Raw genomic sequence first — 22,989 nt, 5'->3', positions numbered from 1 at the left:
TTGTCCCAGCCTCTTTTTGATGGATAGAACCTTTAAAAATCCCTTAAAAATGGTATAATAGGAGCATCACGAAAATTGGAGAGACAGCATGAGTTTTTACAATCATAAAGAAATCGAGCCTAAGTGGCAAAAATACTGGGCTGACCATCACACTTTTAAGACAGGAACAGATGCTTCAAAACCTAAGTTTTATGCATTGGACATGTTCCCTTACCCATCTGGAGCAGGTCTGCACGTAGGACACCCAGAAGGCTACACAGCGACGGATATCCTCAGCCGTTTCAAACGTGCGCAAGGCTACAATGTCCTTCACCCAATGGGATGGGATGCCTTTGGTTTGCCTGCAGAGCAATACGCTATGGATACAGGAAATGACCCAGCGGAATTCACAGCAGAAAACATTGCCAACTTCAAACGCCAAATCAATGCGCTTGGCTTCTCTTACGACTGGGACCGTGAAGTCAATACGACAGATCCAAACTACTACAAGTGGACGCAATGGATCTTCACTAAGCTTTATGAAAAAGGCTTGGCCTATGAAGCGGAAGTGCCTGTAAACTGGGTTGAGGAACTAGGAACAGCTATCGCCAACGAAGAAGTTCTTCCAGATGGAACCTCTGAGCGTGGTGGCTATCCAGTTGTCCGCAAACCAATGCGCCAATGGATGCTCAAGATTACTGCCTATGCGGAGCGCTTGCTGACTGACTTGGATGAGTTGGATTGGCCAGAATCTATCAAGGACATGCAACGCAACTGGATTGGGAAATCAACTGGTGCCAATGTCACCTTCAAAGTAAAAGGAACAGACAAGGAATTCACTGTCTTTACGACACGTCCTGACACCCTTTTTGGTGCGACCTTCACTGTTTTGGCGCCTGAGCATGAACTGGTAGATACCATCACGACACCTGAACAAGCTGAGGCTGTAGCGGACTACAAGCATCAAGCAAGCCTCAAGTCAGACTTGGCTCGTACAGACCTTGCCAAGGAAAAAACAGGGGTTTGGACGGGTGCTTATGCTATCAACCCTGTTAATGGCAAAGAAATTCCAATCTGGATTGCCGACTACGTTCTGTCTAGCTATGGAACAGGTGCTGTTATGGCTGTACCTGCCCATGATGAGCGTGACTGGGAATTTGCTAAACAATTTGGCCTACCAATCGTAGAAGTGCTAGAATGTGGAAACGTTGAAGAAGCTGCCTATACTGAAGATGGTCTTCATGTCAATTCAGACTTCCTAGATGGCCTTAACAAAGAAGACGCTATTGCTAAGATTGTGGCTTGGTTGGAAGAAAAAGGCTTTGGTCAAGAGAAGGTGACTTACCGTCTCCGCGACTGGCTCTTTAGCCGTCAACGTTACTGGGGTGAGCCAATCCCGATCATTCATTGGGAAGATGGAACTTCAACAGCTGTTCCAGAAAGTGAACTCCCACTTGTCTTGCCAGTAACCAAGGACATCCGCCCTTCAGGTACTGGTGAAAGCCCATTGGCTAACTTGACAGACTGGCTGGAAGTGACTCGTGAGGATGGTGTCAAAGGTCGTCGTGAGACGAATACGATGCCACAATGGGCAGGTTCAAGCTGGTACTACCTCCGCTATATCGATCCACACAATACTGAGAAATTGGCTGACGAGGATCTCCTCAAACAATGGTTGCCAGTCGATATCTATGTGGGTGGTGCAGAACACGCTGTGCTTCACTTGCTTTACGCTCGTTTCTGGCACAAATTCCTCTATGACCTTGGTGTTGTACCAACTAAGGAGCCATTCCAAAAACTCTTTAACCAAGGAATGATTTTGGGAACAAGCTACCGTGACCACCGTGGAGCTCTTGTGGCGACTGATAAGGTTGAAAAACGTGATGGTTCCTTCTTCCATGTGGAAACAGGAGAAGTGTTGGAGCAAGCACCAGCCAAGATGTCTAAATCCCTCAAGAACGTGGTCAACCCAGACGATGTGGTGGAACAATACGGTGCTGATACCCTTCGTGTCTATGAAATGTTCATGGGACCACTTGATGCTTCCATCGCTTGGTCTGAAGAAGGTCTGGAAGGAAGCCGTAAATTCCTTGACCGTGTGTACCGTTTGATTACAAGTAAAGAAATCGTTGCGGACAACAATGGTTCTCTTGACAAGGTTTATAACGAAACCGTTAAAGCTGTCACAGAGCAAATCGAGTCGATGAAGTTCAACACAGCCATTGCCCAGCTCATGGTCTTTGTCAACGCGGCCAACAAGGAAGACAAACTCTATGTGGACTACGCCAAAGGCTTTATCCAATTGATTGCCCCATTTGCCCCTCACTTGGCAGAAGAACTCTGGCAAACAGTGGCAGCAACTGGCGAGTCTATCTCTTACGTAGCTTGGCCAACATGGGACGAAAGCAAATTGGTTGAAGATGAAATCGAAATCGTCGTTCAAATCAAAGGTAAAGTCCGTGCTAAACTCATGGTCGCAAAAGACCTATCACGCGAAGAATTGCAAGAGGTCGCTCTGGCTGACGAAAAAGTCAAAGCAGAGATTGATGGCAAAGAAATCGTAAAAGTGATTAGTGTACCGAACAAGCTTGTCAACATTGTTGTGAAATAAAAAATGAATCCTTCAGAGTTCAGCTCTGGAGGATTTTTTAGGCTCAGCTTGACAATAAATAGTATTTTTGTTAATATCATTAACAAAAGAGAGGCGCTATGAATAAGAAAGAACTGTATAAGTTTAATAATCGTTTTAACAGCTTTGCTTTAGCTTTTGAACAGTTGAAAAAAGCTCAGCATAGGAACAGTATTGATAAATCAATCACTATTAATGAAGTCCATTTGATCGATCTGATAGGTCGCAATCAGCCTGTGAATCTAGTGAAATTATCTGAGTTACTTGAAGTATCTAGGAGTGCCATTACTCAGAGTGTTAGACGTTTAACCAAAAAAGACCTCGTTACTTTTGAATTTGCACCGGATAATGAAAAAAATAAATATCTGATATTATCCAAAAAAGGTGTTGAAGTTTTTAATATCCATAAAGAGCAGCAAGAACATATTGAAAAGGCCATTTTTTCAGTTTTAAGAAACTATAGTGAGGAGGATCTTCAAATGGTTATTAAACTGATGGATGATGTTGAACAGGTATGGCAAGAATTGCCGTGGTAAAAATAACGGTAATTTTAAAACTATATTGTTAATTATATTAACAAAAAGAGGAAGATATGAATATACAAATTGAACTGATCTCAGAGTCTGATTTAGCAGACGAATCTTTTAATATTGTCATCGATGGCTTAAAACCAAGTGAAACCTATCGAGTCGAAATGTATTTATCTGATTATTATTGTATCAATGCTCCTATGCTTTTAGCTCATAATGTTTTATGGAAATCAACAGCGACTTTTGTATCAGATAAGAATGGTATTATTGATATTTCACAAACTCCATCTTGTTCTGGCTCTTATGAAGATATTGCAACAATGGGGTTATTCTTTAATGCCAAGCCCTTGACCAATAGGAAAAAGAAACTTCCAAACTCTCTTTCTAAAATTCCCTTATTAGATCACTTTTTTGTGGAAATCAAAATTATACAAGGTAATACTGTCGTCGCAGAGAGAACTTTCACAAGACATTACATGAGTTCGCAAATTAGTCATCAAGATATTTACAGGAAACATTTTCAAGGGAGACTATTTTATGATAAAAAGGCAATAAAAGCACCAGCATTGATTATTGTGAGCGGTAGTGAAGGAAGGATTGAAAAGGCACAGAATATAGCTCAGCTTCTATCTTCTAGAGGTTATATTTGCCTAGCAGTTGCCTACTTTGGTTTAGAGGGGTTGCCAAAACATTTGGAACGTATTCCTTTAGAGTGCCTTGTGGAAGCAAAGGATTATCTACGTCAGCATCATCAAGTAGATAGTGAAAGAATTGGAATCTATGGACGTTCTAAGGGAGCAGAGTTAGTTTTAGCTGAGGAGAGCATTTTTAATGACGTTCAATGTTTGGTACTAAATTCACCCTCTGATGTGGTGTATGAAGGGATAAAAGGGAAATGGAACTCCCATACTTCTTCTTGGACGAATTTGCAAAAGGAACTTACCTATCAAAAGTTTCGACTGAGAGATTATCTGTTTAGCAAACTTTTTAGAAAACCTATCCCTAAAGATCGTTCTGCTAAGATAGATATCGTTCAAATGCATTCACCAATCTTATTGCTCGGAAGTACTGTTGATGAAATATGGGATGCCTCGTCAGCAATTGATGATATTGTCTCAGATTATAAAGGACACCACATTACATTTAAAAAATATCATGAAACAGGTCACATGTTGACAGTGGCTTATCAACCAAATCACCGTTATCGAAAAGATTGGCGTTTATTGATGAGAGAGAGTAAGGATTCTTGGCTAGCTACGATTCATTTTTTTGATAGGCATTTGAAGAAGAAATAAAAATAGATTATAAATATGCTATAATAGTTCCAACTAAGATAAAAACACAGTTCTGGTTGGTAGTCCAGACGTAGGCAAGCCTATCAGTAACCTTCCTCCTTGGTTGTCCATTCTTAGGGATAAATTTAAGGAGGTGCTGTCGTGGAAACAATTTCAATTGGATTGACAGTTTATTTTGAAGATGGATTTTGGCATGGTTTGTTCGAACAAGTGTATCGAGAAACTTATCAAGTTTGTCGTGTGACATTTGGTAAGGAGCCAAAAGATGATGAAATTCTAGAGATTTTACAGACTCAGTTTACTCAATTATCTTTTAGTCCAGAAACTACAGTTAAGCAACATGTAAAAATCAAGAATCCTAAACGATTACAGCGAATTGTGAGGAAACAAGTAAAACAAAAAGTTTCTTCCAAGTCGAAAGAACTATTGCAGTTGCAGTATGAGGAAAGGAAAAAGATTTCAAAACATCAATCTAGTGTCCAAAAGCAATTGCTCAAACAAGAGAAATTTGAACGCAAACAGCAAAAACGAAGAGACAAGCATAAAGGACATTAACCCTTATCTCTTTCATCAAAAAAGCTTCGGTAGGAAGAACCCTACCGAGGCTTTTTAACATGACAAAAACGATTGTTGAATATCTGGATGATGTTCCCAATCCGCTCGATCGTAGCTTCCAGTAATGGTGTGCTCTTCAGAAAAGAGCAGAACTCGTTCCACAATGGGAGCGATTTGCTCGAAATGGTGGGAGGAAATGACAATCGTTTTTCCTGCTGTTTTGAGTTTTTGGAGCAAGGAGACAATCAGCTTCTGGTATTTGGGGGAGAGGCCGTTAAGGCTCATCAAATAGCAACGATTTCAGCTGGACCAACACCGCCCTGGATGTTTTCTAATTCTTCAGTTGCTAAAAGTTGTAAATTGTTCATTGCTTTTCTCCTTTCTGATTCCCCGATATGCAATGATGAGGATCCAAATAACAAGAATCCCAGAAAGTAAATCACTCACTCCATAAGTTTCAAATGGGAGTGTGAGATAGTGAAGGTCGTGTAATATTTGTAGAACTGCTAAAAAGATTCTAGAAAAAAGTAAAGTAGATATCGTGATGATATGGAATATGCGTCTTTTTTTCATCGTTCTTACCTATGGACGGTTAGCTAGATACCCTAGTCCTGCTCCTGCAGCAAAAACGAGTCCGATACTACTGACAGCAGTTGCAGCAATTTTCCATGTAGCTATCCCTGCGATTACAGCTGGGATAAATCCACCTTGAATAGTGGCTAGTTCATGATCTGATAGTATGTCATCAGAATGAATAGAAATTGTGTTCATCTATCTTATCCTTTCTTTGAAGAAAATTTCTTCTTCATCTATACTATTCGTAAAAATTCTAGAAAACTTCTCCTTATTTGAAAAATCATGAAAAAAGTTGAAAGTCACCTTCGGAGTATGATAAAATAAGGAACTATATTAGCTATGAAGAGATTGGAGAATGAGCGATGAAGAAACCAGTGATTGGGATTACGGGCAATCAACGCCCTTTCCGTGAAGAAGATGGAATGTACCTCAGTTATACACCGACAGGCTTTGTCCAGGGGGTTCAAGAAGCGGGGGGCATCCCCCTCATCCTTCCGATTGGAGACCCAGCAACGGCTGAGCACTATATTTCCTTGATTGACAAGCTGATCATCACAGGTGGTCAGCATGTTTCTCCTCAGTTTTATGGAGCAGAGAAGGAGATTGTTAGCGATGATTACTTGCTCGAGCGCGACCTTTTCGAGTTGGCCTTGATCAAGGAAGCAGTAGCTGCTAAGAAGCCCATCTTTACGGTTTGCCGAGGCATGCAGCTCTACAATGTAGCCATGGGCGGGACACTTTACCAAGATATCGATCATCACTGGCAGGAAAATCCTGCCAGCGAAGCTAGTCATTCAATCGAAACCGTCGAGGGGACCGTTTTGCGAGACTTGTTCGGGGAAGTTGGTCAGATCAATTCCTACCACCATCAAGCGATCAAAGATTTAGCTCCTCATCTAGAAGTGATTGCTCTTAGCTCTGAAGATCAGATCATCGAAGCGGTGCAATCATCCCACGGGACAGCCTTTCTCGGGGTGCAGTGGCATCCAGAACTGCGTTATCAGATAAGCGAGGGAGACAAGGCTCTCTTTGATTATGTCGTTAATCAACTATGATAGAAACAAAACACGTTAGAAATCGGGTCTTCTGATAGCTAGCGTGTTTTTTCTATAATCTGCGTAAAAATGACTGAAAATAGTCTCTAGGAAGAGGGCTGAAAGGGAGTATAATAGAAAGGAAGACAATGAGAGAGGATAAACACATGATCAACTTTCCACAAGATTTTTTATGGGGGACTTCGACATCTGGTCCTCAGACAGAAGGGCGCTTTGCCGGAGATGGTAAGGGGGACAACCTTTGGGACTACTGGTACCAGGTAGAGCCTCATCGCTTTCGCTTCCAAGAAGGACCTGGCTTAACTTCGACCTTTTATGAAAATTGGGAAGAAGACATTGAGCTTCTAGTCGAGACCGGGCATACTGCCTTTCGGACTTCTATCCAATGGTCTCGGATTTTCCCTAAAGGACGTGGAGAAGTCAATCCAGTAGGAGTGGCTTTTTACCGCCAAGTATTTGAACGCATTAAGGAAAAAGGCATTCATTTGATGGTCAATCTTTATCACTTTGACCTTCCTTTTGCTTTGCAAGAACAAGGAGATGGCTGGGAAAATAAGGAGACGGTCTACGCCTATCGCGACTATGCTCGTTTCTGCTTTGAAACCTATGGGGATTTGGTCGATCAGTGGATCACCTTTAACGAACCCATTGTTCCTGTAGAGTTTGGTTACTTTTATGATGCCCATTACCCACATAAGGTAGATGCGGCCGCAGCAGTTAAAGTTGCCTACCATACCCAGTTGGCAAGTAGCCTTGCTGTTCAGGTCTGTCATGAGGTGGATCCAAACTATCGAATCGGAGTGGTCTTGAACTTGACGCCAGCCTATCCGCGGAGTCAGCATCCAGCAGATGTCAAGGCAGCACGAATCGCTGAACTCTTCCAAGCCAAATCCTTCCTCGATCCGTCTGTTCTTGGAACCTACCCACCAGAGTTGGTAGAGATTTTGCGGGAGCGTGCTCTTTTGCCAGAAGTGGATCCAAGTGACTTAGAGCTGATCAAAGAACATACAGTTGACTTCTTAGGGGTCAACTATTACCAGCCAATGCGGGTCTCTGCGCCTCGTTATGCGCCAAACCCAGAGTCTCCTATGCTGGTTGAGCAGTTCTACGAACCCTATGTCATGCCAGGAAGAAAGATTAACCCACACAGAGGTTGGGAAATCTATGAACAGGGCTTGTACGATATTGCCCAAAATATCAAGGAAAATTACGGGAACATCGAATGGCTCCTAACAGAGAATGGGATGGGAGTTGAAGGGGAAGAAAAATTCCGTCAAAACGGGGAAATTCAAGATGACTACCGGATTGACTTCGTCAAAGACCACCTGCGTGAATTGCACCGAGCTATCCAAGATGGGGCCAACTGTAAGGGCTACCTTATGTGGACCTTTATCGACTGCTGGTCTTGGCTCAATGGCTATAAAAACCGCTACGGCCTTGTCGAATTAGACCTAGCCACTCAAGAAAGACGCCTGAAAAAATCCGGTCATTGGTTCCGTGAATTGAGCCAGCAGAATGGATTTGAAGAGTAAGTTTTTGAGGATTCTGTTATCTAAGTACGATAGGCCCGTTCATTTCAGTAAATGACTGACTAGTTTTATTTTCGGAAGTGTGGAACTCCATCAGATGCAGATGTTTCTGACGGCATTCTTCATTTCCGATTTTTCATTTAGTGCTGGAAAAGGTTCAAAACCCTTCAACTTCAATATGTGCTATAATGAAATCAGAAGAAAAGGAGCTTGTATGATGGATTTTAAAACAGAACTAGGACAAAAAGTACAAACTCTACGTGAAAGTAAGGGATTAAGTAGACAAGCAATCTGTGGTATTGAGGACCTATTAACGACGCGCCAACTCCAGCGAATTGAAAAGGGTCAGTCTTTGCCAACGATTGCAACAGCGAAGTATATTGCTGAGCAACTAGGTGTTTCCCTAGATACGTTAACGAATCAAACTAGTTTGGAATTGCCTGCAGAATATCTGAATTTGAAGTATCAACTACGGACGTTATACCATTATGGAGATCAAGATCGTCTTCATCGGCATGAAGAAATTATTGAGGATATTTACGAAAACTATTTTGATAATCTGCCAGAGGAAGAAAAACTGTCTGTCCAGGTCGCCCAAGCTACGGTTGATATGATTGGATCCAAAAATCCTTCTTTTGATCAAGGTTTATTAGATGAGTATCTAGAACAAGCCATGAAGAAAAAAGAGTTAAGTCTCAACGATGTGGAGATTATCAAATTGCGCTTGCTTTCTTTGGCTTTGGGAGTCTTTGATCAAGATGAATTTATACACTTAGTGGAGAAGATTATACTTGCGATAGCTTATTTCCCCTTATCAGAGTTGGAAATGCTACAAAATACGCTCATCTCAGCTGCAGGCGTGTTAGCCCATTATGGGATATACGACAGGTTGCCAGACATTGTTAAAGCCTTAAATGATATTATGACAAAGAGACATGATTTTCAGGATAATATTTTTGTTTATGCTTTAAATTGGAAAGTTGCTTTATTTATAGAAGATGATCTAGAAAAAGCAAAAAATGATTATCAAAAAGTATGCTTGATGGCGGACTTATTATCTGAGGATCTAGTGAAGAGGAACATGCAAGAAGAATGGAAAGAGGACCTTGCAAAAAAAGGTCTAACATACACTGAGGTATAGAGAAGTATTTATCCTTTCGTCTGTTGTTCTTGAAAAATATAAAATGAACATTGAACACCTGTGAAGATTCACAGGTGTTTTTTGGTGAAATTGATGATTAGACAGGACATAAATGTCCTCACGTTAGAGGATAGAAATTAGGTATACTGAGATTACAAGAAAGGAAAAAAGGATCTTGGTGTCAGAAAATGGAAATTAGATTACACAATGTAAAGAAAAGCTATGGTTCCTTTGAGGCTTTGAAAGGAATTGATCTAGTACTTGAGGAAGGTAAATTTTATGGACTTCTTGGACCAAATGGTGCAGGGAAAACAACACTCTTTAATTTGTTGATTAAAAATTTCAAGCCAAGTTCAGGAGAAATTTCTTGGGACGTAAATGGAAAAAAGATATCAACTAAAGATTTTTATAGACATATTGGTATTGTATTTCAAAGTAATCGTTTAGATGATAACTTAACGGTAGAGGAAAACTTAGTATCTCGTGGAGCTTTGTACGGGTTATCAAAATCACAAGTACAAAAACGTATTACAGATTTGCAATCTTATTTAGACGTGGCAACTCTTAAAAAGCAGAAATATGGAAGTTTGTCAGGAGGACAAAAACGGAAAGTAGATATTGCCCGAGCTTTACTACCACAACCGTCTTTACTGTTGTTAGATGAGCCGACAACTGGTTTAGATCCACAATCTCGTCATGATTTATGGGAAGCAATCAATCAGTTGAACAAAAAAGATAATATGACAGTCGTTCTTATCACTCATTATTTGGAAGAGATGGCTGCTTGTGATATTTTAAATGTTTTAATTGAAGGGAACCTGTATTATTCAGGAGATATTGCCAATTTTATTAAACAGCATTCAACCACTAACCTGAATCTTACTTTAAAACCAGGAACATCACTGAAATCATTGTCTGTCTCTAAGTTTGTTAATAAGTGTCAGATCCTTTCTGAGGCAGAAGTCGTATGTAAAGATGTTTCAGTTGAAGAGATGATGGAAATTATTGCAGAAAATCAAGGAAAATCAATTATTGAAACATTTAATGTAGAATATTCAAATTTAGAAGCAGCTTATTTGAACTTACTAAAATCTAAAGGAGGAGAAGGGAATGCTTGAATTAATTTCTAGAAATCGGAAAGTCTATACACGAGATCGATTAGCTTTCTTTATGTCCTTTTTATCGGTGATTATCTTAATCTTAGTCTATCAAATCTTCTTAGGACAAATTCAGATTGATGCTATTAAAGAGGCTTTAAATAGTGATACCGCATCTACGGATACCATCCAGATGGTCAATTATTGGTTAATCTCAGGTTTAACGACCATTATTTCAATGACGAGTACTCTTGGTGCATTTGGAGTGATGGTATTAGATAAAGAAAAGAAATTGAGCGAGGATTTTAAAGTCAGCCCAGTTTCTAACTTTAAAATTGAACTATCGTATGCGATCTTTGCGATTTTATTTGGGATTATTATGACCATGTTCTCTTGTATCTTTGCAATTGGTATGTTTAATGGATTCAGTTCTCTTCTTGACTTTTCAACGACGGACTACTTATCTATTTTGGGAATTGTCTCAATGGGAACTGTACTAGCTGCAACTATTATTCTTCCAATTTTAGCTTTTATTCGAACCAGTTCAGCATTTACAACTTTGAGTACAATTGTTGGAACCTTTATTGGATTCATTTCAGGTGTTTATCTTTCTATTGGTTCTGTAGGAGAAAGCTTGCAACAGGTCATGACCTGGTTCCCTCTAACACAGGTAAATGCACTACTAAAACAGATTTTGATGAAAGATGCAATTAGTAAAGTCTTCGATCATGCACCGTCTACAGTAATTATGAACTACAAAGAGTCTTATGGAGTAATCTTGCAGAATCCTAGTGGTGAACATTTATCGACTCAGTTCATGTTTGCCTATATTTCTATCATCATAGTTGTTTTACTAGGAGTTCATTTTATGATTAAGAAGGTAAAAAAATGAAGTGATGCTTATGAAATGATTGGATACGCATTTAGATAAGTTGGAATCAATGACGATCTTAAAATAAGCCAATCATCCTAACCTATCAACCAAGATGTTGATAGGTTTTTCTTAAGCCTTCCTTAACTAGACCAATTTCTGGGGTTTTAAAGGTTGACAAACAGGAAAAAGCATTGTATACTGACTCCGCTGATGATTTTTCTATCGAATCAGACTAGACCAATTTTATAAATTGGCTAAGAAAATAAGGGAACTCAAGAATGGATACCTATTTTTTTTCATTTTTATAGAAGGAGAAAGCACAGCTTGTCTGTGTCGTAAAAACTATGTGTGGAATTGTTGGTGTTGTTGGAAACACAAATGCAACGGATATTTTGATTCAAGGGCTTGAAAAGCTCGAATACCGTGGTTATGATTCTGCGGGGATTTTTGTCCTAGGTGGTGCAGAGAACCATTTAGTGAAGGCTGTTGGTCGTATTGCAGAATTGTCTGCTAAGACAGCTGATGTTGAGGGGACGACTGGTATCGGACATACTCGTTGGGCCACTCACGGAAAACCCACAGAAGATAACGCTCACCCGCATCGCTCTGAGACAGGACGTTTTGTCTTGGTCCACAATGGGGTGATCGAAAACTATCTTGAAATCAAGGAAGAATACCTTGCAGGTCACCATTTCAAAGGACAAACGGATACAGAAATCGCTGTTCACTTGATTGGGAAATTTGTAGAAGAAGACGGCTTGTCAGTACTTGAAGCCTTCAAAAAAGCTCTTCATATCATCCGTGGTTCTTATGCCTTTGCCTTGATTGACTCTGAAAATCCAGATGTCATCTATGTAGCCAAGAATAAATCACCACTCTTGATTGGTCTTGGGGAAGGATACAACATGGTCTGCTCAGATGCCATGGCTATGATTCGTGAAACCAACCAATATATGGAAATCCATGACCAAGAGTTGGTAATTGTGAAAGCTGATAGCGTTGAAGTGCAAGACTACGATGGCAACAGCCGTGAGCGTGCTAGCTATACTGCTGAGCTTGACTTGTCTGATATCGGAAAGGGAACCTATCCTTACTACATGCTCAAAGAAATTGATGAGCAACCAACAGTGATGCGTAAGCTCATCCAAGCCTACACAGATGAGGCTGGTAAAGTAGTGGTAGACCCAGCCATCATCAAGGCTGTTCAAGACGCTGATCGCATCTATATCCTTGCAGCTGGAACCTCTTACCATGCTGGATTTGCTTCTAAGAAGATGTTGGAAGAATTGACGGATACACCAGTTGAACTGGGCATCTCCTCTGAGTGGGGTTATGGGATGCCACTTCTCAGCCAGAAACCACTCTTTATCTTTATCAGCCAATCTGGTGAAACAGCTGATAGCCGTCAAGTTTTGGTTAAGGCTAATGAAATGGGAATTCCAAGCTTGACAGTGACAAACGTGCCAGGATCAACCCTTTCACGTGAAGCCAACCATACTATGTTGCTTCACGCAGGTCCTGAAATTGCCGTAGCATCAACTAAGGCTTATACAGCACAAATCGCAACCCTTGCCTTCCTTGCAAAAGCAGTTGGTGAAGCAAATGGCAATGAAAAAGCCAAAGCTTTCGATTTGGTTCACGAGTTGTCTATCGTGGCTCAGTCTATCGAATCAACCCTTTCAGAAAAAGAATTGATTGATGCTAAAGTTCGTGACCTTCTTGAAACAACACGCAATGCCTTTTACATCGGACGTGGTCAAGATTACTATGTAGCCATGGAAGCCAGTCTCAAGCTCAAAGAGATTTCTTACATCCAGTGTGAAGGTTTTGCGGCTGGAGAGCTCAAGCACGGAACCATTGCTTTGATCGAAGATGAAACACCTGTCTTGGCCCTCTTGTCTGACCCAATTCTTGCCAACCATACTCGTGGAAATATCCAAGAAGTGGCAGCGCGTGGTGCTAAGGTCCTCACCATCGCAGAAGAAAATGTTGCCAAAGATACAGACGATATCGTTCTTACGACCGTACACCCTTACCTCTCGCCAATCTCAATGGTCGTACCAACGCAATTGGTCGCTTACTTTGCAACCCTACACCGTGGGCTCGACGTGGATAAACCACGGAACCTTGCTAAGTCCGTAACAGTAGAATAAAAATGAAAAGAAGATAGGATCAAGTCCTAGCTTCTTTTTCTTTTATCAGAGGCTGGGTTAAAAAACAGTGAGTTAGAAAACCCATGAAAGCAGGAGCTCCATGGGCTATTTGTTTGATGGCGGTAAGACATACTCTTGGATAGCTTGCGCTACACCGTGTTCTTGGTTGCTGGTAGTGACAACTTGAGCTTCCTTTTGGACGGCTTCAGGAGCATTTCCCATGGCAACTCCAAGTCCAGCCAGACGAATCATAGGGAGGTCATTGAAGTGATCTCCGATGGTCATGACCTGTTCCAAAGGGACCTGGTAATAAGCAGCCAGTTCAAGGACAGCATCCCTTTTTGAGACGGACTTGGCGGTGACTTCTAGGTAGTTTTCCTTTGAAAGGTAAAAGGCAGTCTGCGGAAATTCTTGCGGCTCTAGCTTTTGATAGAGTTCTTGAATGTTCTGAGTCTCGCCGATCAAGAGCAATTTGTGTAGATGGAGAGCATCGTCAGAGAGGGTCTGAGAAAGTGGCTGAATCTGTGGCGTCTCACCAGTAATCGAAGCCTCAACTTGGGTCCACTGGTCCTCTCTGGAGTTAAACCAGACTGACCCACTATAACAATTAATCGAAATGCTGGGATCTAGTTCTTCCACATGATGGAGGAAGGTGCGGATCTCATCTTTGTTCAGGTTGTGTTCAAATAGAATCTCTTCTCCCTTGACGATGAGAGCTCCATTGTAGCAAGCGATTGGTTCCTGATGGACGCCCAATCTTCTAGCGATAGGAGCAATCCCGATAGGAGAACGAGCCGATGCCAAGATAAAAGGAATCTTTTTTTCTTGGAGCTGGGGGATGAGTTCGATGAGGTCGGGATCGACCTGATGCTGCTGATCCAGAATAGTTCCGTCAATATCACTGACAATTAAACGAATGGAAGACATAGGCACCTCCTTTTTCTTTAGTATACCATATTTTAGGAGGGAAGGATGTGCAGTATCATTAGGAAGTTACGGAAGGGATGGTTTCTTTTCCAGACGCTAAAAAACCCATAGCTGAAAGAAGCTATGGCTGTGGCCTTATCGAGGTTTTATTTCAATAAGGCTCATGTATAAAAGTTGTTGGTTTAGAGAGTACCCGCTAATTTTCGCCTAAATATAAACGTTTTAGTCTTAGGAAAAAATTTTTTAAAAAAATGTTAAAAATTATGTAAAAAGTGTTGACAAAAAAATCATCCTGCTTTATAATAATTTATGTAAACAAAAAGAGGTTGAGAAAATCTCAAAAGTTTACAGGATCAATAGTGGAAAGGAGATGGTAAGATGCTATTTCCAAAATATAGAAAACTAATTGATAAAAGAAGAAATAACAGTTCCTAGCCCTCGAGGCTATTCATTTAAAAGCAAAATAAAATTATGTAAACAAACTTAAAGTAGCTAAATCGGCTACTCATTTTCAAGAATGAATTAAAATTATGTAAATTAGAGGTAAACAATATGAACAACAACTTTAACAATATGGATGATCTTTTCAATCAACTAATGGGAAACATGGGTGGTTTTCGTTCTGAAAGCCGTCGCTACATGATCAATGGTCGTGAAGTAACACCTGAAGAATTCGCCATTTACCGTCAAACTGGTCAACTTCCAACCGAAGGAAGTGAACCAGTGCAACACCAACAAGGCAAAGGCATGAAACAAGATGGAATCCTTGCGAAGCTTGGTCGTAACTTGACTGAAGAAGCTCGTGAAGGAAAATTGGATCCAGTTATCGGACGCAACAAAGAAATTCAAGAAACTGCTGAAATCTTGTCTCGTCGTACCAAGAATAACCCTGTCCTTGTAGGGGATGCAGGTGTTGGTAAGACAGCTGTTGTAGAAGGCTTGGCCCAAGCTATCGTGAATGGTGACGTTCCAGCAGCCATCAAGAACAAAGAAATCATCTCCATCGATATTTCTGGTCTAGAAGCTGGTACGCAATACCGTGGTAGCTTTGAAGAAAATATCCAAAATATGATCCAAGAAGTCAAAGCCATGGGAAATGTCATTCTCTTCTTTGATGAAATTCACCAAATCCTTGGTGCTGGCTCAATCGGTGGTGATAGTGGTTCTAAAGGTCTTGCGGATATCTTGAAACCAGCTCTTTCACGTGGTGAATTGACCGTGATTGGGGCAACGACTCAAGATGAATACCGCAACACTATCTTGAAAAATGCAGCTCTTGCACGTCGTTTCAACGAAGTCAAGGTTAATGCTCCATCTGCTGAAGATACCTTCAAGATTCTCCAAGGAATCCGTGAATTGTATCAACAACACCACAATGTTGTCTTGCCAGATGAAGTCTTGAAAGCAGCAGTTGATTACTCTGTACAATACATTCCACAACGTAGCTTGCCGGATAAGGCCATCGACCTAGTCGATGTGACAGCTGCTCACTTGGCAGCACAACACCCAGTGACAGATGTCCATGCTGTGGAACATGAAATTGAAGAAGAAAAAGCGAAACAAGAAGCTGCAGCTGCTAAAGAAGATTACGAAGCAGCCCTTAATGCAAAAGTTCGGATCGAAGAATTGGAAAAACAAATTGCCAACCATACAGAAGATCACAAGGTGACAGCAACTGTCAATGACGTAGCTGAGTCTGTCGAACGGATGACTGGTATTCCAGTATCACAAATGGGGGCAACCGATATCGAACGCTTGAAAGATATGGGTCACCGTTTGCAAACCAAGGTTATTGGTCAAGACAAGGCTGTTGAAGCAGTTGCCAAAGCAATTCGTCGGAACCGTGCTGGCTTTGATGAAGGAAACCGCCCAATCGGTAGCTTCCTCTTTGTAGGACCTACTGGTGTTGGGAAGACTGAGTTGGCTAAACAATTGGCCCTTGATATGTTTGGTACTAAAGATGCCATCATCCGTTTGGACATGTCAGAATACAGCGACCGTACAGCCGTGTCTAAATTGATCGGTACAACTGCCGGTTATGTCGGTTACGACGACAACAACAATACTTTGACAGAACGTGTTCGCCGTAATCCATACTCTATCGTCCTTCTTGACGAGATTGAAAAGGCGGATCCTCAAGTGATCACCCTTCTCCTTCAAGTATTGGATGATGGTCGTTTGACAGACGGTCAAGGAAACACCGTCAACTTCAAGAATACCGTAATTATCGCTACTTCAAACGCTGGCTTTGGTTACGAAGCTAACTTGACAGAAGATGCGGACAAACCAGAACTCTTGGATCGTTTGAAACCATTCTTCCGTCCAGAATTCCTCAACCGTTTCAACGCTGTCATTGAATTCTCACACTTGAGTAAGGAAGACCTTTCTAAGATTGTTGACTTGATGTTAGCAGAAGTGAACAAAACTCTTGCGAAGAAAGACATTGACTTGACAGTGAGCGATGCTGCTAAAGAATACATGACTGAAGAAGGCTATGATGAAGTCATGGGCGTACGTCCACTCCGTCGGGTGGTTGAACAACAAATCCGTGACAAAGTGACCGACTTCCACTTGGATCACCTTGAGGCTAAACATTTGTTAGCGGATATGGAAGATGGAGAATTGGTCATTAAAGAGAATACAAACTCAGAAGAATAACTAGGACATCTAGCACCATAAACGGGAGAAAATCAGTTTGAAAAAGAAGGCTAAGAAGAAATTCTTAGCCTTTTTGATATCGATAAAAGAAAAATATATAAGGTATAGTTTTATCGTTTTTTTTCCCAGAAAGTGAAAAATGATAAAAAATAGGTATGTTTTTTCATGAATTGACGCTAAATACAGCGTGAAAATGCCTTAGAAAGCGTCTGTAAGCAAGATTTCCATATAAATGAACAAATAAATTATATAATATATAAAAGACTAAATTTAAGGGGATAGGATGATTTTATGAAAAATCCAATTGATATTTATTCGACAAAAGATTATAAGAAAGTTGAAGCTGTCGTTCAATTGATGGTGGATGGAAAGGTGACAAGTTATAGAGTAGCAACTGAGACAGATATTAGTAAGATGAGTCTAGCTACCTTGACAAAAGGAACCAGTAAAATTAAAAACATTACCTATCAAACAGCGATGTTGTTGATTGAATGGTATGATAAAAATCATGAAAAGTATGGAATCACAATCGATTAGCAAAAACCATAAAAGCTGTCTGGATCGAATAGTGGCTGGACACCTCCATCCATGGACTTATTTTTTTGAAAATCAAGGGTTCGTATTGAAAATACCTATAAAATTTGCTATAGTAGAGCATATATGATTTAAAAAGGAGAAACGGTATGCAAAGTGGTACAACCTTGCTATTTATGCTTGCGCTAATGGTCGGAATGATGTTCTTCATGAGCCGTAGCCAAAAGAAACAATACCAAAAACGGATGGAGAGCTTGAACAAGCTTCAAAAAGGGTATGAAGTGATTACCATCGGTGGTTTGTATGGAACAGTTGATGAAGTAGACACTGAACGTAAAACCGTTGTCTTGGATGTGGATGGCGTATACCTCACATTTGAATTGACAGCTATTAAAACAGTTTTGCCAGTTTCAGAAGGAGTGACAGCTGGTGCAGTTGAAGGCGCTGGTGACTCAGATTCTATCATCGACGGTGAATAATAAGAAAGAGCGATCAAAAGGTCGCTTTTTTCATTTTTAGCTAGATGCCCCCTAGAAAAGGGGCTAGACTGCCATTTTAAGCGGATTTATGATATAATGAAGCGATAAAAACAGTGAAATAGGTAGAAAAACATGTTTCGTTTTAAAAAGAAAGAAAAATTAAGTGTTCCCTTAGAAGTGCCCAAGCACATTGGAATCATTATGGATGGGAACGGTCGTTGGGCCAAAAAACGGATGCAACCTCGTGTCTTTGGCCACAAGGCTGGCATGGAGGCTCTGCAAGAAGTAACCATCGCAGCCAAGGAGATGGGAGTGCAAGCCCTAACGGTCTATGCTTTCTCAACGGAAAACTGGACACGTCCTCAACAGGAAGTGAGCTTTATCATGAATCTTCCAGTTGAATTTTACGATCGCTTTGTTCCAGAACTTCATAGAAATAATGTGAAGATCCAGATGATTGGCGAGGTTTCCCGTCTTCCGAAGGAAACCTTAGAGGCTCTGGAAAAGGCAGAGGCGTTAACCCACTCCAATACAGGCTTGATTTTGAATTTTGCCTTGAACTATGGAGGACGGGCGGAACTGACCCAAGCAGTCAAACAAATCGCCCAGGAAGTTCTCGATGCGCACTTAAATCCAGGTGATATTTCAGAAGAGATCATTGCCAATTATTTGTATACCAGTAGTCTACCCAAGGACTTGCGAGATCCTGATCTGATTATTCGGACCAGTGGCGAGCTTCGCTTGAGTAACTTTTTACCTTGGCAAGCAGCCTACAGTGAGCTTTACTTTACCGATGTGATGTGGCCTGACTTTGGAGAAAAGGCCTTGCATGAAGCAATAGAAGAATACAGCCATCGTCATCGACGTTTTGGTGGTGTATAGGAGAGAAATAGATGAGAAAAGATTTACAGAAGCGAGTGATTTTTGGAGGAATCGCCCTAGCATTCTTTATCCCAGTTGTCCTTATGGGAGGCCTTGTGTTCCAGATTGTAGTGGGACTCATCGCTATGTTGGGTGTTCATGAATTGTTGAAGATGAAAGGTCTGCAGACTGAAACCATCGAAGGAGCCTTGGCCATGCTAGCAGCTCTTGTGTTGGCGTTGCCCTTAGAGAGTTACCTTCCCTTCTTACCAGCGGGTGGCAATTTCATCGCCTATGGCCTTTTGGTCTTATTATTGATGGGGACGACTGTCTTGGCGCAAGGCTATACCTATGACGAGGTTGTCTATCCGATTGCTTCAAGTTTTTATGTTGGATTTGGCTTCCATGCCTTGATTCAAGCACGATTAGCAGGCGTAGATAAAATTCTCTTGGCCCTCTTTATTGTTTGGGCTACGGATTCAGGGGCCTACTTTATTGGGAGCCAGTTCGGTAAGAAAAAACTCTTGCCAAGAGTATCACCTAACAAGACTGTTGAAGGAAGTCTAGGCGGGATCGCTTGTGCTATCGTTGTGACGATGATCTTTATGATGCTAGATCGCACCGTTGCGGGGGATTACGGTTGGATGACCATGATTCTCTTTACCATTCTTTTCAGTATAGCAGCTCAGTTTGGTGACCTAGTTGAAAGTGCCATCAAGCGCCATTTTGGAGTGAAAGACTCTGGCCGTTTTATTCCTGGTCATGGTGGTGTCTTGGATCGATTTGATAGCTTGATTTTTGTTTTCCCATTGATGCTATTCTTTGGTCTGTTTTAAACAGAAATCATCCCATCATCAGATAAAACGAAGGAGCGTGTATGCAATTTATTGCCTTTATTATCATTTTTGGCGTCATTGTCCTGGTACATGAGTTCGGCCATTTCTATTTTGCAAAGAAATCAGGCATCCTTGTTCGCGAGTTTGCGATTGGGATGGGGCCAAAGATTTTTGCCCATGTAGGCAAAGACGGAACAGCCTATACTATTCGAATCCTTCCATTGGGGGGCTATGTCCGAATGGCAGGCTGGGGCGAAGATACGACAGAGATTAAGACAGGAACGCCTGTCAGTCTAACTTTGAACCCTGAGGGAACAGTTGTTCGGATCAACCTTTCTGGGAAAAATATCGACCAGACGGCTCTTCCCATGAATGTCACAGATTTTGATTTTGAGGATAAACTTGAAATCACAGGAATCGTCATCGAAGAGACCAAGACCTATCCTGTCCACCATGATGCGACCATCGTTGAGGAGGATGGGACAGAAGTACGGATTGCTCCTCTAGATGTGCAGTATCAAAATGCTAGTATCTGGGGACGACTCATTACCAACTTTGCTGGTCCCATGAACAACTTTATCCTGAGTATTGTCGTCTACTCTCTCCTAGCCTTTATGCGAGGAGGAGCAGTGGACTACTATAGCAACCATGTTCAGGTTGTTCCTCAAGGAGTGGTAGCTAAGGCTGGTTTGAAAGATAATGACCAGATCGTTCAGATCAATGAATATAAGGTTTCCAACTGGGATGAGTTGACAGATTCTGTCCAGAAGGCAACCCGTAACCAAGGAAAAAATCCAGAAGTAACGATTACCTATGAACGAGACGGGAAGACTCAAAAAGTGACGGTCCAACCAGAAGAAGATGGTGGACGCTATTATATCGGTGTGACCAATGCTGTCAAGACGGGCTTCCTCGATAAGCTTCTGTCAGGTGTGACAGATACTTGGTACACAGCAACTCGTATCTTAACGGCCTTGAAGGATATCCTCTTCCACTTTAGTTTGAACAAGTTGGGTGGTCCGGTAGCGATCTACAAAGCGAGTTCGCAAGCCGCGGAGCTTGGACTTCCAGCTATCCTGTCTCTGATGGCCATGTTGTCCATCAATATCGGAATCTTTAACTTGATCCCCATTCCGGCCTTGGATGGTGGAAAAATCTTGATCAATCTGATCGAGCTGGTTCGTAGAAAACCGCTGAAGCAGGAGGTAGAGACCTACTTGACCCTTGCTGGAGTGGCGGTCATGGTTATCTTGATGATTGCCGTTACTTGGAACGATATTATGAAATTATTTTTGAAATAGAAAAGGAATGAATCTGAATGAAACAAAGTAAAATGCTTATTCCAACACTTCGCGAAATGCCAAGTGATGCGCAGGTCATCAGCCACGCTTTGATGCTCCGTGCGGGTTATGTTCGTCAAGTCTCAGCAGGTGTCTATTCATACCTACCACTTGCTAACCGTGTGATCGAAAAAGCTAAGAAGATCATGCGCCAAGAATTTGATAAGATTGGTGCGGTTGAGATGTTGGCTCCAGCCCTTCTCAGTGCTGACCTTTGGCGCGAATCTGGCCGTTATGAAACTTACGGTGAAGACTTGTATAAATTGAAAAATCGTGAGAAGTCAGACTTTATCTTGGGCCCAACTCACGAAGAAACCTTCACAGCGATTGTCCGTGATTCTGTCAAGTCTTACAAGCAATTGCCACTGAATTTGTACCAAATCCAGCCTAAATACCGTGATGAAAAACGTCCACGTAATGGCCTTCTTCGTACGCGTGAATTTATCATGAAAGATGGTTATAGCTTCCACGCTAACTACGATAGTTTGGATGTAACTTATGATGAGTACAAGGCAGCCTACGAGCGTATCTTCACTCGCAGTGGTTTGGACTTCAAAGCCATCATCGGTGATGGTGGTGCCATGGGTGGTAAGGATAGCCAAGAATTTATGGCCATTACACCTTCGCGTACAGACCTTGACCGTTGGGTGGTGTTAGACAAGTCTGTTGCATCATTTGACGAGATTCCTGCAGAAGTGCAAGAAGAAATCAAGGAAGAATTGCTCAAATGGATGGTTTCTGGTGAAGACACCATTGCCTACTCAAGTGAATCAAGCTATGCAGCTAACTTGGAAATGGCAACCAACGCCTACAAACCAAGCAATCGTGTTGTGACGGAAGAAGAAGTGGTTCGCGTGGAAACACCAGGTGTCAAATCGATTGACGAAGTCGCAGCCTTCTTGAATATCTCTGAAGAGCAAACCATCAAGACTTTGGTTTATATCGCAGATGAGGAGCCAGTTGTGGCACTACTCGTTGGCAATGACCAACTCAATGAAGTTAAGTTGAAAAACCACCTTGGAGCGGACTTCTTGGAACCTGCAACTGAGGCGGAAGTGAAAGAATTGTTGGGAGCGGACTTTGGTTCCCTTGGCCCAGTCAATCTTCCTGAAAATGTTAAAATTATCGCTGACCGCAAGGTGCAAGATAGCCGCAATGCTGTTGTGGGGGCTAACGAAGATGGCTACCACTTGACGGGTGTCAACCCAGGTCGTGACTTCACTGCGGAATATGTCGATATCCGTGAAGTGCGTGAGGGTGAGATTTCTCCAGACGGACAAGGCGTTCTCAATTTTGCGCGTGGGATTGAGATTGGTCACATCTTTAAACTGGGTACTCGTTACTCAGCAAGTATGGGGGCAGATGTCTTGGATGAAAATGGCCGTGCTGTGCCAATTATCATGGGCTGTTACGGTATCGGTGTCAGCCGTCTCCTTTCAGCCGTTATGGAGCAACACGCTCGCCTCTTTGTTAACAAGACGCCTAAAGGTGAATACCGTTACGCTTGGGGCATCAACTTCCCTAAAGAATTGGCGCCGTTTGATGTGCACTTGATTCCAGTCAATGTCAAGGATGAAGCTTCTCTTGAATTGACAAGCAAGATCGAAGACCAATTGGTCAAGGCTGGCTACGAAGTCTTGGTAGACGACCGTAACGAACGTGCTGGTGTTAAATTTAGCGATAGTGACTTGATTGGTTTGCCAATCCGCATCACTGTCGGAAAGAAAGCAGCTGACGGTGTCGTAGAAGTGAAAATCAAAGCTTCAGGCGACACGATTGAAGTGCATGCAGACAACCTGATTGAAACTCTTTCCATTTTAAATAAATAAGCAATGGTAGAAGACTAGGATTCTCAACATCCTAGCCTTCTTTTTTGTAAGCTGATCCAGCTAGCTGAAAGGATCTTCTTATAGTCGAAAAGTTAGGCGAATTATGATAAAA

General features: G+C 41.7%; 20 protein-coding genes. 18 read left to right on the top strand and 2 right to left on the bottom strand.

Annotation, left to right across the window (positions count from 1 at the left end; genetic code table 11):
* The first annotated feature begins 88 nt into the window (after nucleotides 1-88).
* The 5 genes from leuS to AC3E6G_RS06795 all read left to right on the top strand — a co-directional run bounded on the left by leuS (nucleotide 89) and on the right by AC3E6G_RS06795 (nucleotide 5,426).
* Nucleotides 89-2,590, top strand: coding sequence for a leucine--tRNA ligase (gene leuS / locus AC3E6G_RS06815; protein ID WP_490700709.1), 2,502 nt, complete (start codon nucleotides 89-91; stop codon nucleotides 2,588-2,590).
* Nucleotides 2,591-2,688: 98 nt separating this feature from the next.
* Nucleotides 2,689-3,144, top strand: a complete 456-nt coding sequence (locus AC3E6G_RS06810; RefSeq protein WP_120701307.1) for a MarR family winged helix-turn-helix transcriptional regulator — start codon at nucleotides 2,689-2,691, stop codon at nucleotides 3,142-3,144.
* Nucleotides 3,145-3,200: 56 nt separating this feature from the next.
* The gene (locus tag AC3E6G_RS06805; protein WP_195612122.1) at nucleotides 3,201-4,433 is read left to right on the top strand and encodes an acyl-CoA thioesterase/BAAT N-terminal domain-containing protein; all 1,233 of its coding nucleotides are present in this window, start codon (nucleotides 3,201-3,203) and stop codon (nucleotides 4,431-4,433) included.
* Between the two features lie 141 nt (nucleotides 4,434-4,574).
* Nucleotides 4,575-4,988, top strand: a complete 414-nt coding sequence (locus tag AC3E6G_RS06800; RefSeq protein WP_120701306.1) for a YjdF family protein — start codon at nucleotides 4,575-4,577, stop codon at nucleotides 4,986-4,988.
* A gap of 87 nt (nucleotides 4,989-5,075) precedes the next feature.
* The gene (locus AC3E6G_RS06795) at nucleotides 5,076-5,426 is read left to right on the top strand and encodes a hypothetical protein (protein ID WP_490700708.1); all 351 of its coding nucleotides are present in this window, start codon (nucleotides 5,076-5,078) and stop codon (nucleotides 5,424-5,426) included.
* Nucleotides 5,427-5,570: 144 nt separating this feature from the next.
* On the opposite strand, the gene AC3E6G_RS06790 is transcribed toward AC3E6G_RS06795, so the two are convergent.
* A complete protein-coding gene (locus AC3E6G_RS06790) occupies nucleotides 5,571-5,759 on the bottom strand; it encodes a class IIb bacteriocin, lactobin A/cerein 7B family (RefSeq protein ID WP_120701305.1) in 189 nt (62 codons plus the stop codon).
* A gap of 167 nt (nucleotides 5,760-5,926) precedes the next feature.
* Here AC3E6G_RS06790 and AC3E6G_RS06785 point away from each other — a divergent pair, with 167 nt between their 5' ends.
* The 6 genes from AC3E6G_RS06785 (at nucleotide 5,927) to glmS (ending at nucleotide 13,413) form a co-directional block, all read left to right on the top strand.
* Nucleotides 5,927-6,619: a gamma-glutamyl-gamma-aminobutyrate hydrolase family protein gene (locus AC3E6G_RS06785; protein ID WP_120701304.1), complete on the top strand. Its 693-nt coding sequence runs from the start codon at nucleotides 5,927-5,929 to the stop codon at nucleotides 6,617-6,619.
* Nucleotides 6,620-6,765: 146 nt separating this feature from the next.
* Nucleotides 6,766-8,151, top strand: coding sequence for a glycoside hydrolase family 1 protein (locus AC3E6G_RS06780; protein WP_048690334.1), 1,386 nt, complete (start codon nucleotides 6,766-6,768; stop codon nucleotides 8,149-8,151).
* Nucleotides 8,152-8,362: 211 nt separating this feature from the next.
* On the top strand, nucleotides 8,363-9,289 hold the full coding sequence (locus AC3E6G_RS06775) for a helix-turn-helix domain-containing protein (RefSeq protein WP_490700707.1): 927 nt from the start codon (nucleotides 8,363-8,365) through the stop codon (nucleotides 9,287-9,289).
* 188 nt (nucleotides 9,290-9,477) lie between these two features.
* Complete coding sequence (locus AC3E6G_RS06770; RefSeq protein ID WP_414280334.1) at nucleotides 9,478-10,407, top strand: ABC transporter ATP-binding protein; 930 nt, start codon at nucleotides 9,478-9,480, stop codon at nucleotides 10,405-10,407.
* Entirely contained in the window at nucleotides 10,400-11,278 is an 879-nt protein-coding gene (locus tag AC3E6G_RS06765) for an ABC transporter permease (protein WP_490700706.1), read from the top strand. Before AC3E6G_RS06770 ends, AC3E6G_RS06765 begins: the two co-directional genes overlap by 8 nt.
* Before the next feature lie 326 nt (nucleotides 11,279-11,604).
* Nucleotides 11,605-13,413, top strand: coding sequence for a glutamine--fructose-6-phosphate transaminase (isomerizing) (gene glmS, locus AC3E6G_RS06760; protein WP_490700705.1), 1,809 nt, complete (start codon nucleotides 11,605-11,607; stop codon nucleotides 13,411-13,413).
* Nucleotides 13,414-13,518: 105 nt separating this feature from the next.
* On the opposite strand, the gene AC3E6G_RS06755 is transcribed toward glmS, so the two are convergent.
* The gene (locus AC3E6G_RS06755) at nucleotides 13,519-14,340 is read right to left on the bottom strand and encodes a Cof-type HAD-IIB family hydrolase (RefSeq protein WP_490700704.1); all 822 of its coding nucleotides are present in this window, start codon (nucleotides 14,338-14,340) and stop codon (nucleotides 13,519-13,521) included.
* A gap of 552 nt (nucleotides 14,341-14,892) precedes the next feature.
* On the opposite strand from AC3E6G_RS06755, the gene AC3E6G_RS06750 reads away from it, so the two are divergent.
* The 7 genes from AC3E6G_RS06750 to AC3E6G_RS06720 all read left to right on the top strand — a co-directional run bounded on the left by AC3E6G_RS06750 (nucleotide 14,893) and on the right by AC3E6G_RS06720 (nucleotide 22,877).
* Nucleotides 14,893-16,998 carry an AAA family ATPase gene (locus AC3E6G_RS06750; protein ID WP_061564688.1) on the top strand — a complete coding sequence of 702 codons (2,106 nt, stop codon included), beginning with the start codon at nucleotides 14,893-14,895 and terminating at the stop codon, nucleotides 16,996-16,998.
* Between the two features lie 291 nt (nucleotides 16,999-17,289).
* Entirely contained in the window at nucleotides 17,290-17,535 is a 246-nt protein-coding gene (locus tag AC3E6G_RS06745; RefSeq protein ID WP_023022151.1) for a hypothetical protein, read from the top strand.
* Between the two features lie 146 nt (nucleotides 17,536-17,681).
* Complete coding sequence (yajC, locus tag AC3E6G_RS06740; RefSeq protein ID WP_006595033.1) at nucleotides 17,682-18,011, top strand: preprotein translocase subunit YajC; 330 nt, start codon at nucleotides 17,682-17,684, stop codon at nucleotides 18,009-18,011.
* A 132-nt stretch (nucleotides 18,012-18,143) separates the two neighbouring features.
* The gene (gene uppS / locus AC3E6G_RS06735; RefSeq protein ID WP_048788712.1) at nucleotides 18,144-18,893 is read left to right on the top strand and encodes an undecaprenyl pyrophosphate synthase; all 750 of its coding nucleotides are present in this window, start codon (nucleotides 18,144-18,146) and stop codon (nucleotides 18,891-18,893) included.
* 11 nt (nucleotides 18,894-18,904) lie between these two features.
* Nucleotides 18,905-19,708: a phosphatidate cytidylyltransferase gene (locus AC3E6G_RS06730; RefSeq protein WP_156676710.1), complete on the top strand. Its 804-nt coding sequence runs from the start codon at nucleotides 18,905-18,907 to the stop codon at nucleotides 19,706-19,708.
* A gap of 41 nt (nucleotides 19,709-19,749) precedes the next feature.
* Nucleotides 19,750-21,009, top strand: coding sequence for an RIP metalloprotease RseP (gene rseP, locus AC3E6G_RS06725; protein WP_061564691.1), 1,260 nt, complete (start codon nucleotides 19,750-19,752; stop codon nucleotides 21,007-21,009).
* 17 nt (nucleotides 21,010-21,026) lie between these two features.
* Nucleotides 21,027-22,877, top strand: coding sequence for a proline--tRNA ligase (locus AC3E6G_RS06720; RefSeq protein ID WP_490700703.1), 1,851 nt, complete (start codon nucleotides 21,027-21,029; stop codon nucleotides 22,875-22,877).
* Nucleotides 22,878-22,989 lie beyond the last annotated feature (112 nt).

The sequence above is a fragment of the Streptococcus sp. SCPM-O-B-23252 (M501) genome (genome assembly GCF_058200355.1).
The sequence above is the reverse complement of the archived record's forward strand: the minus strand, read 5'-3'. Positions and strand labels throughout refer to the sequence as shown.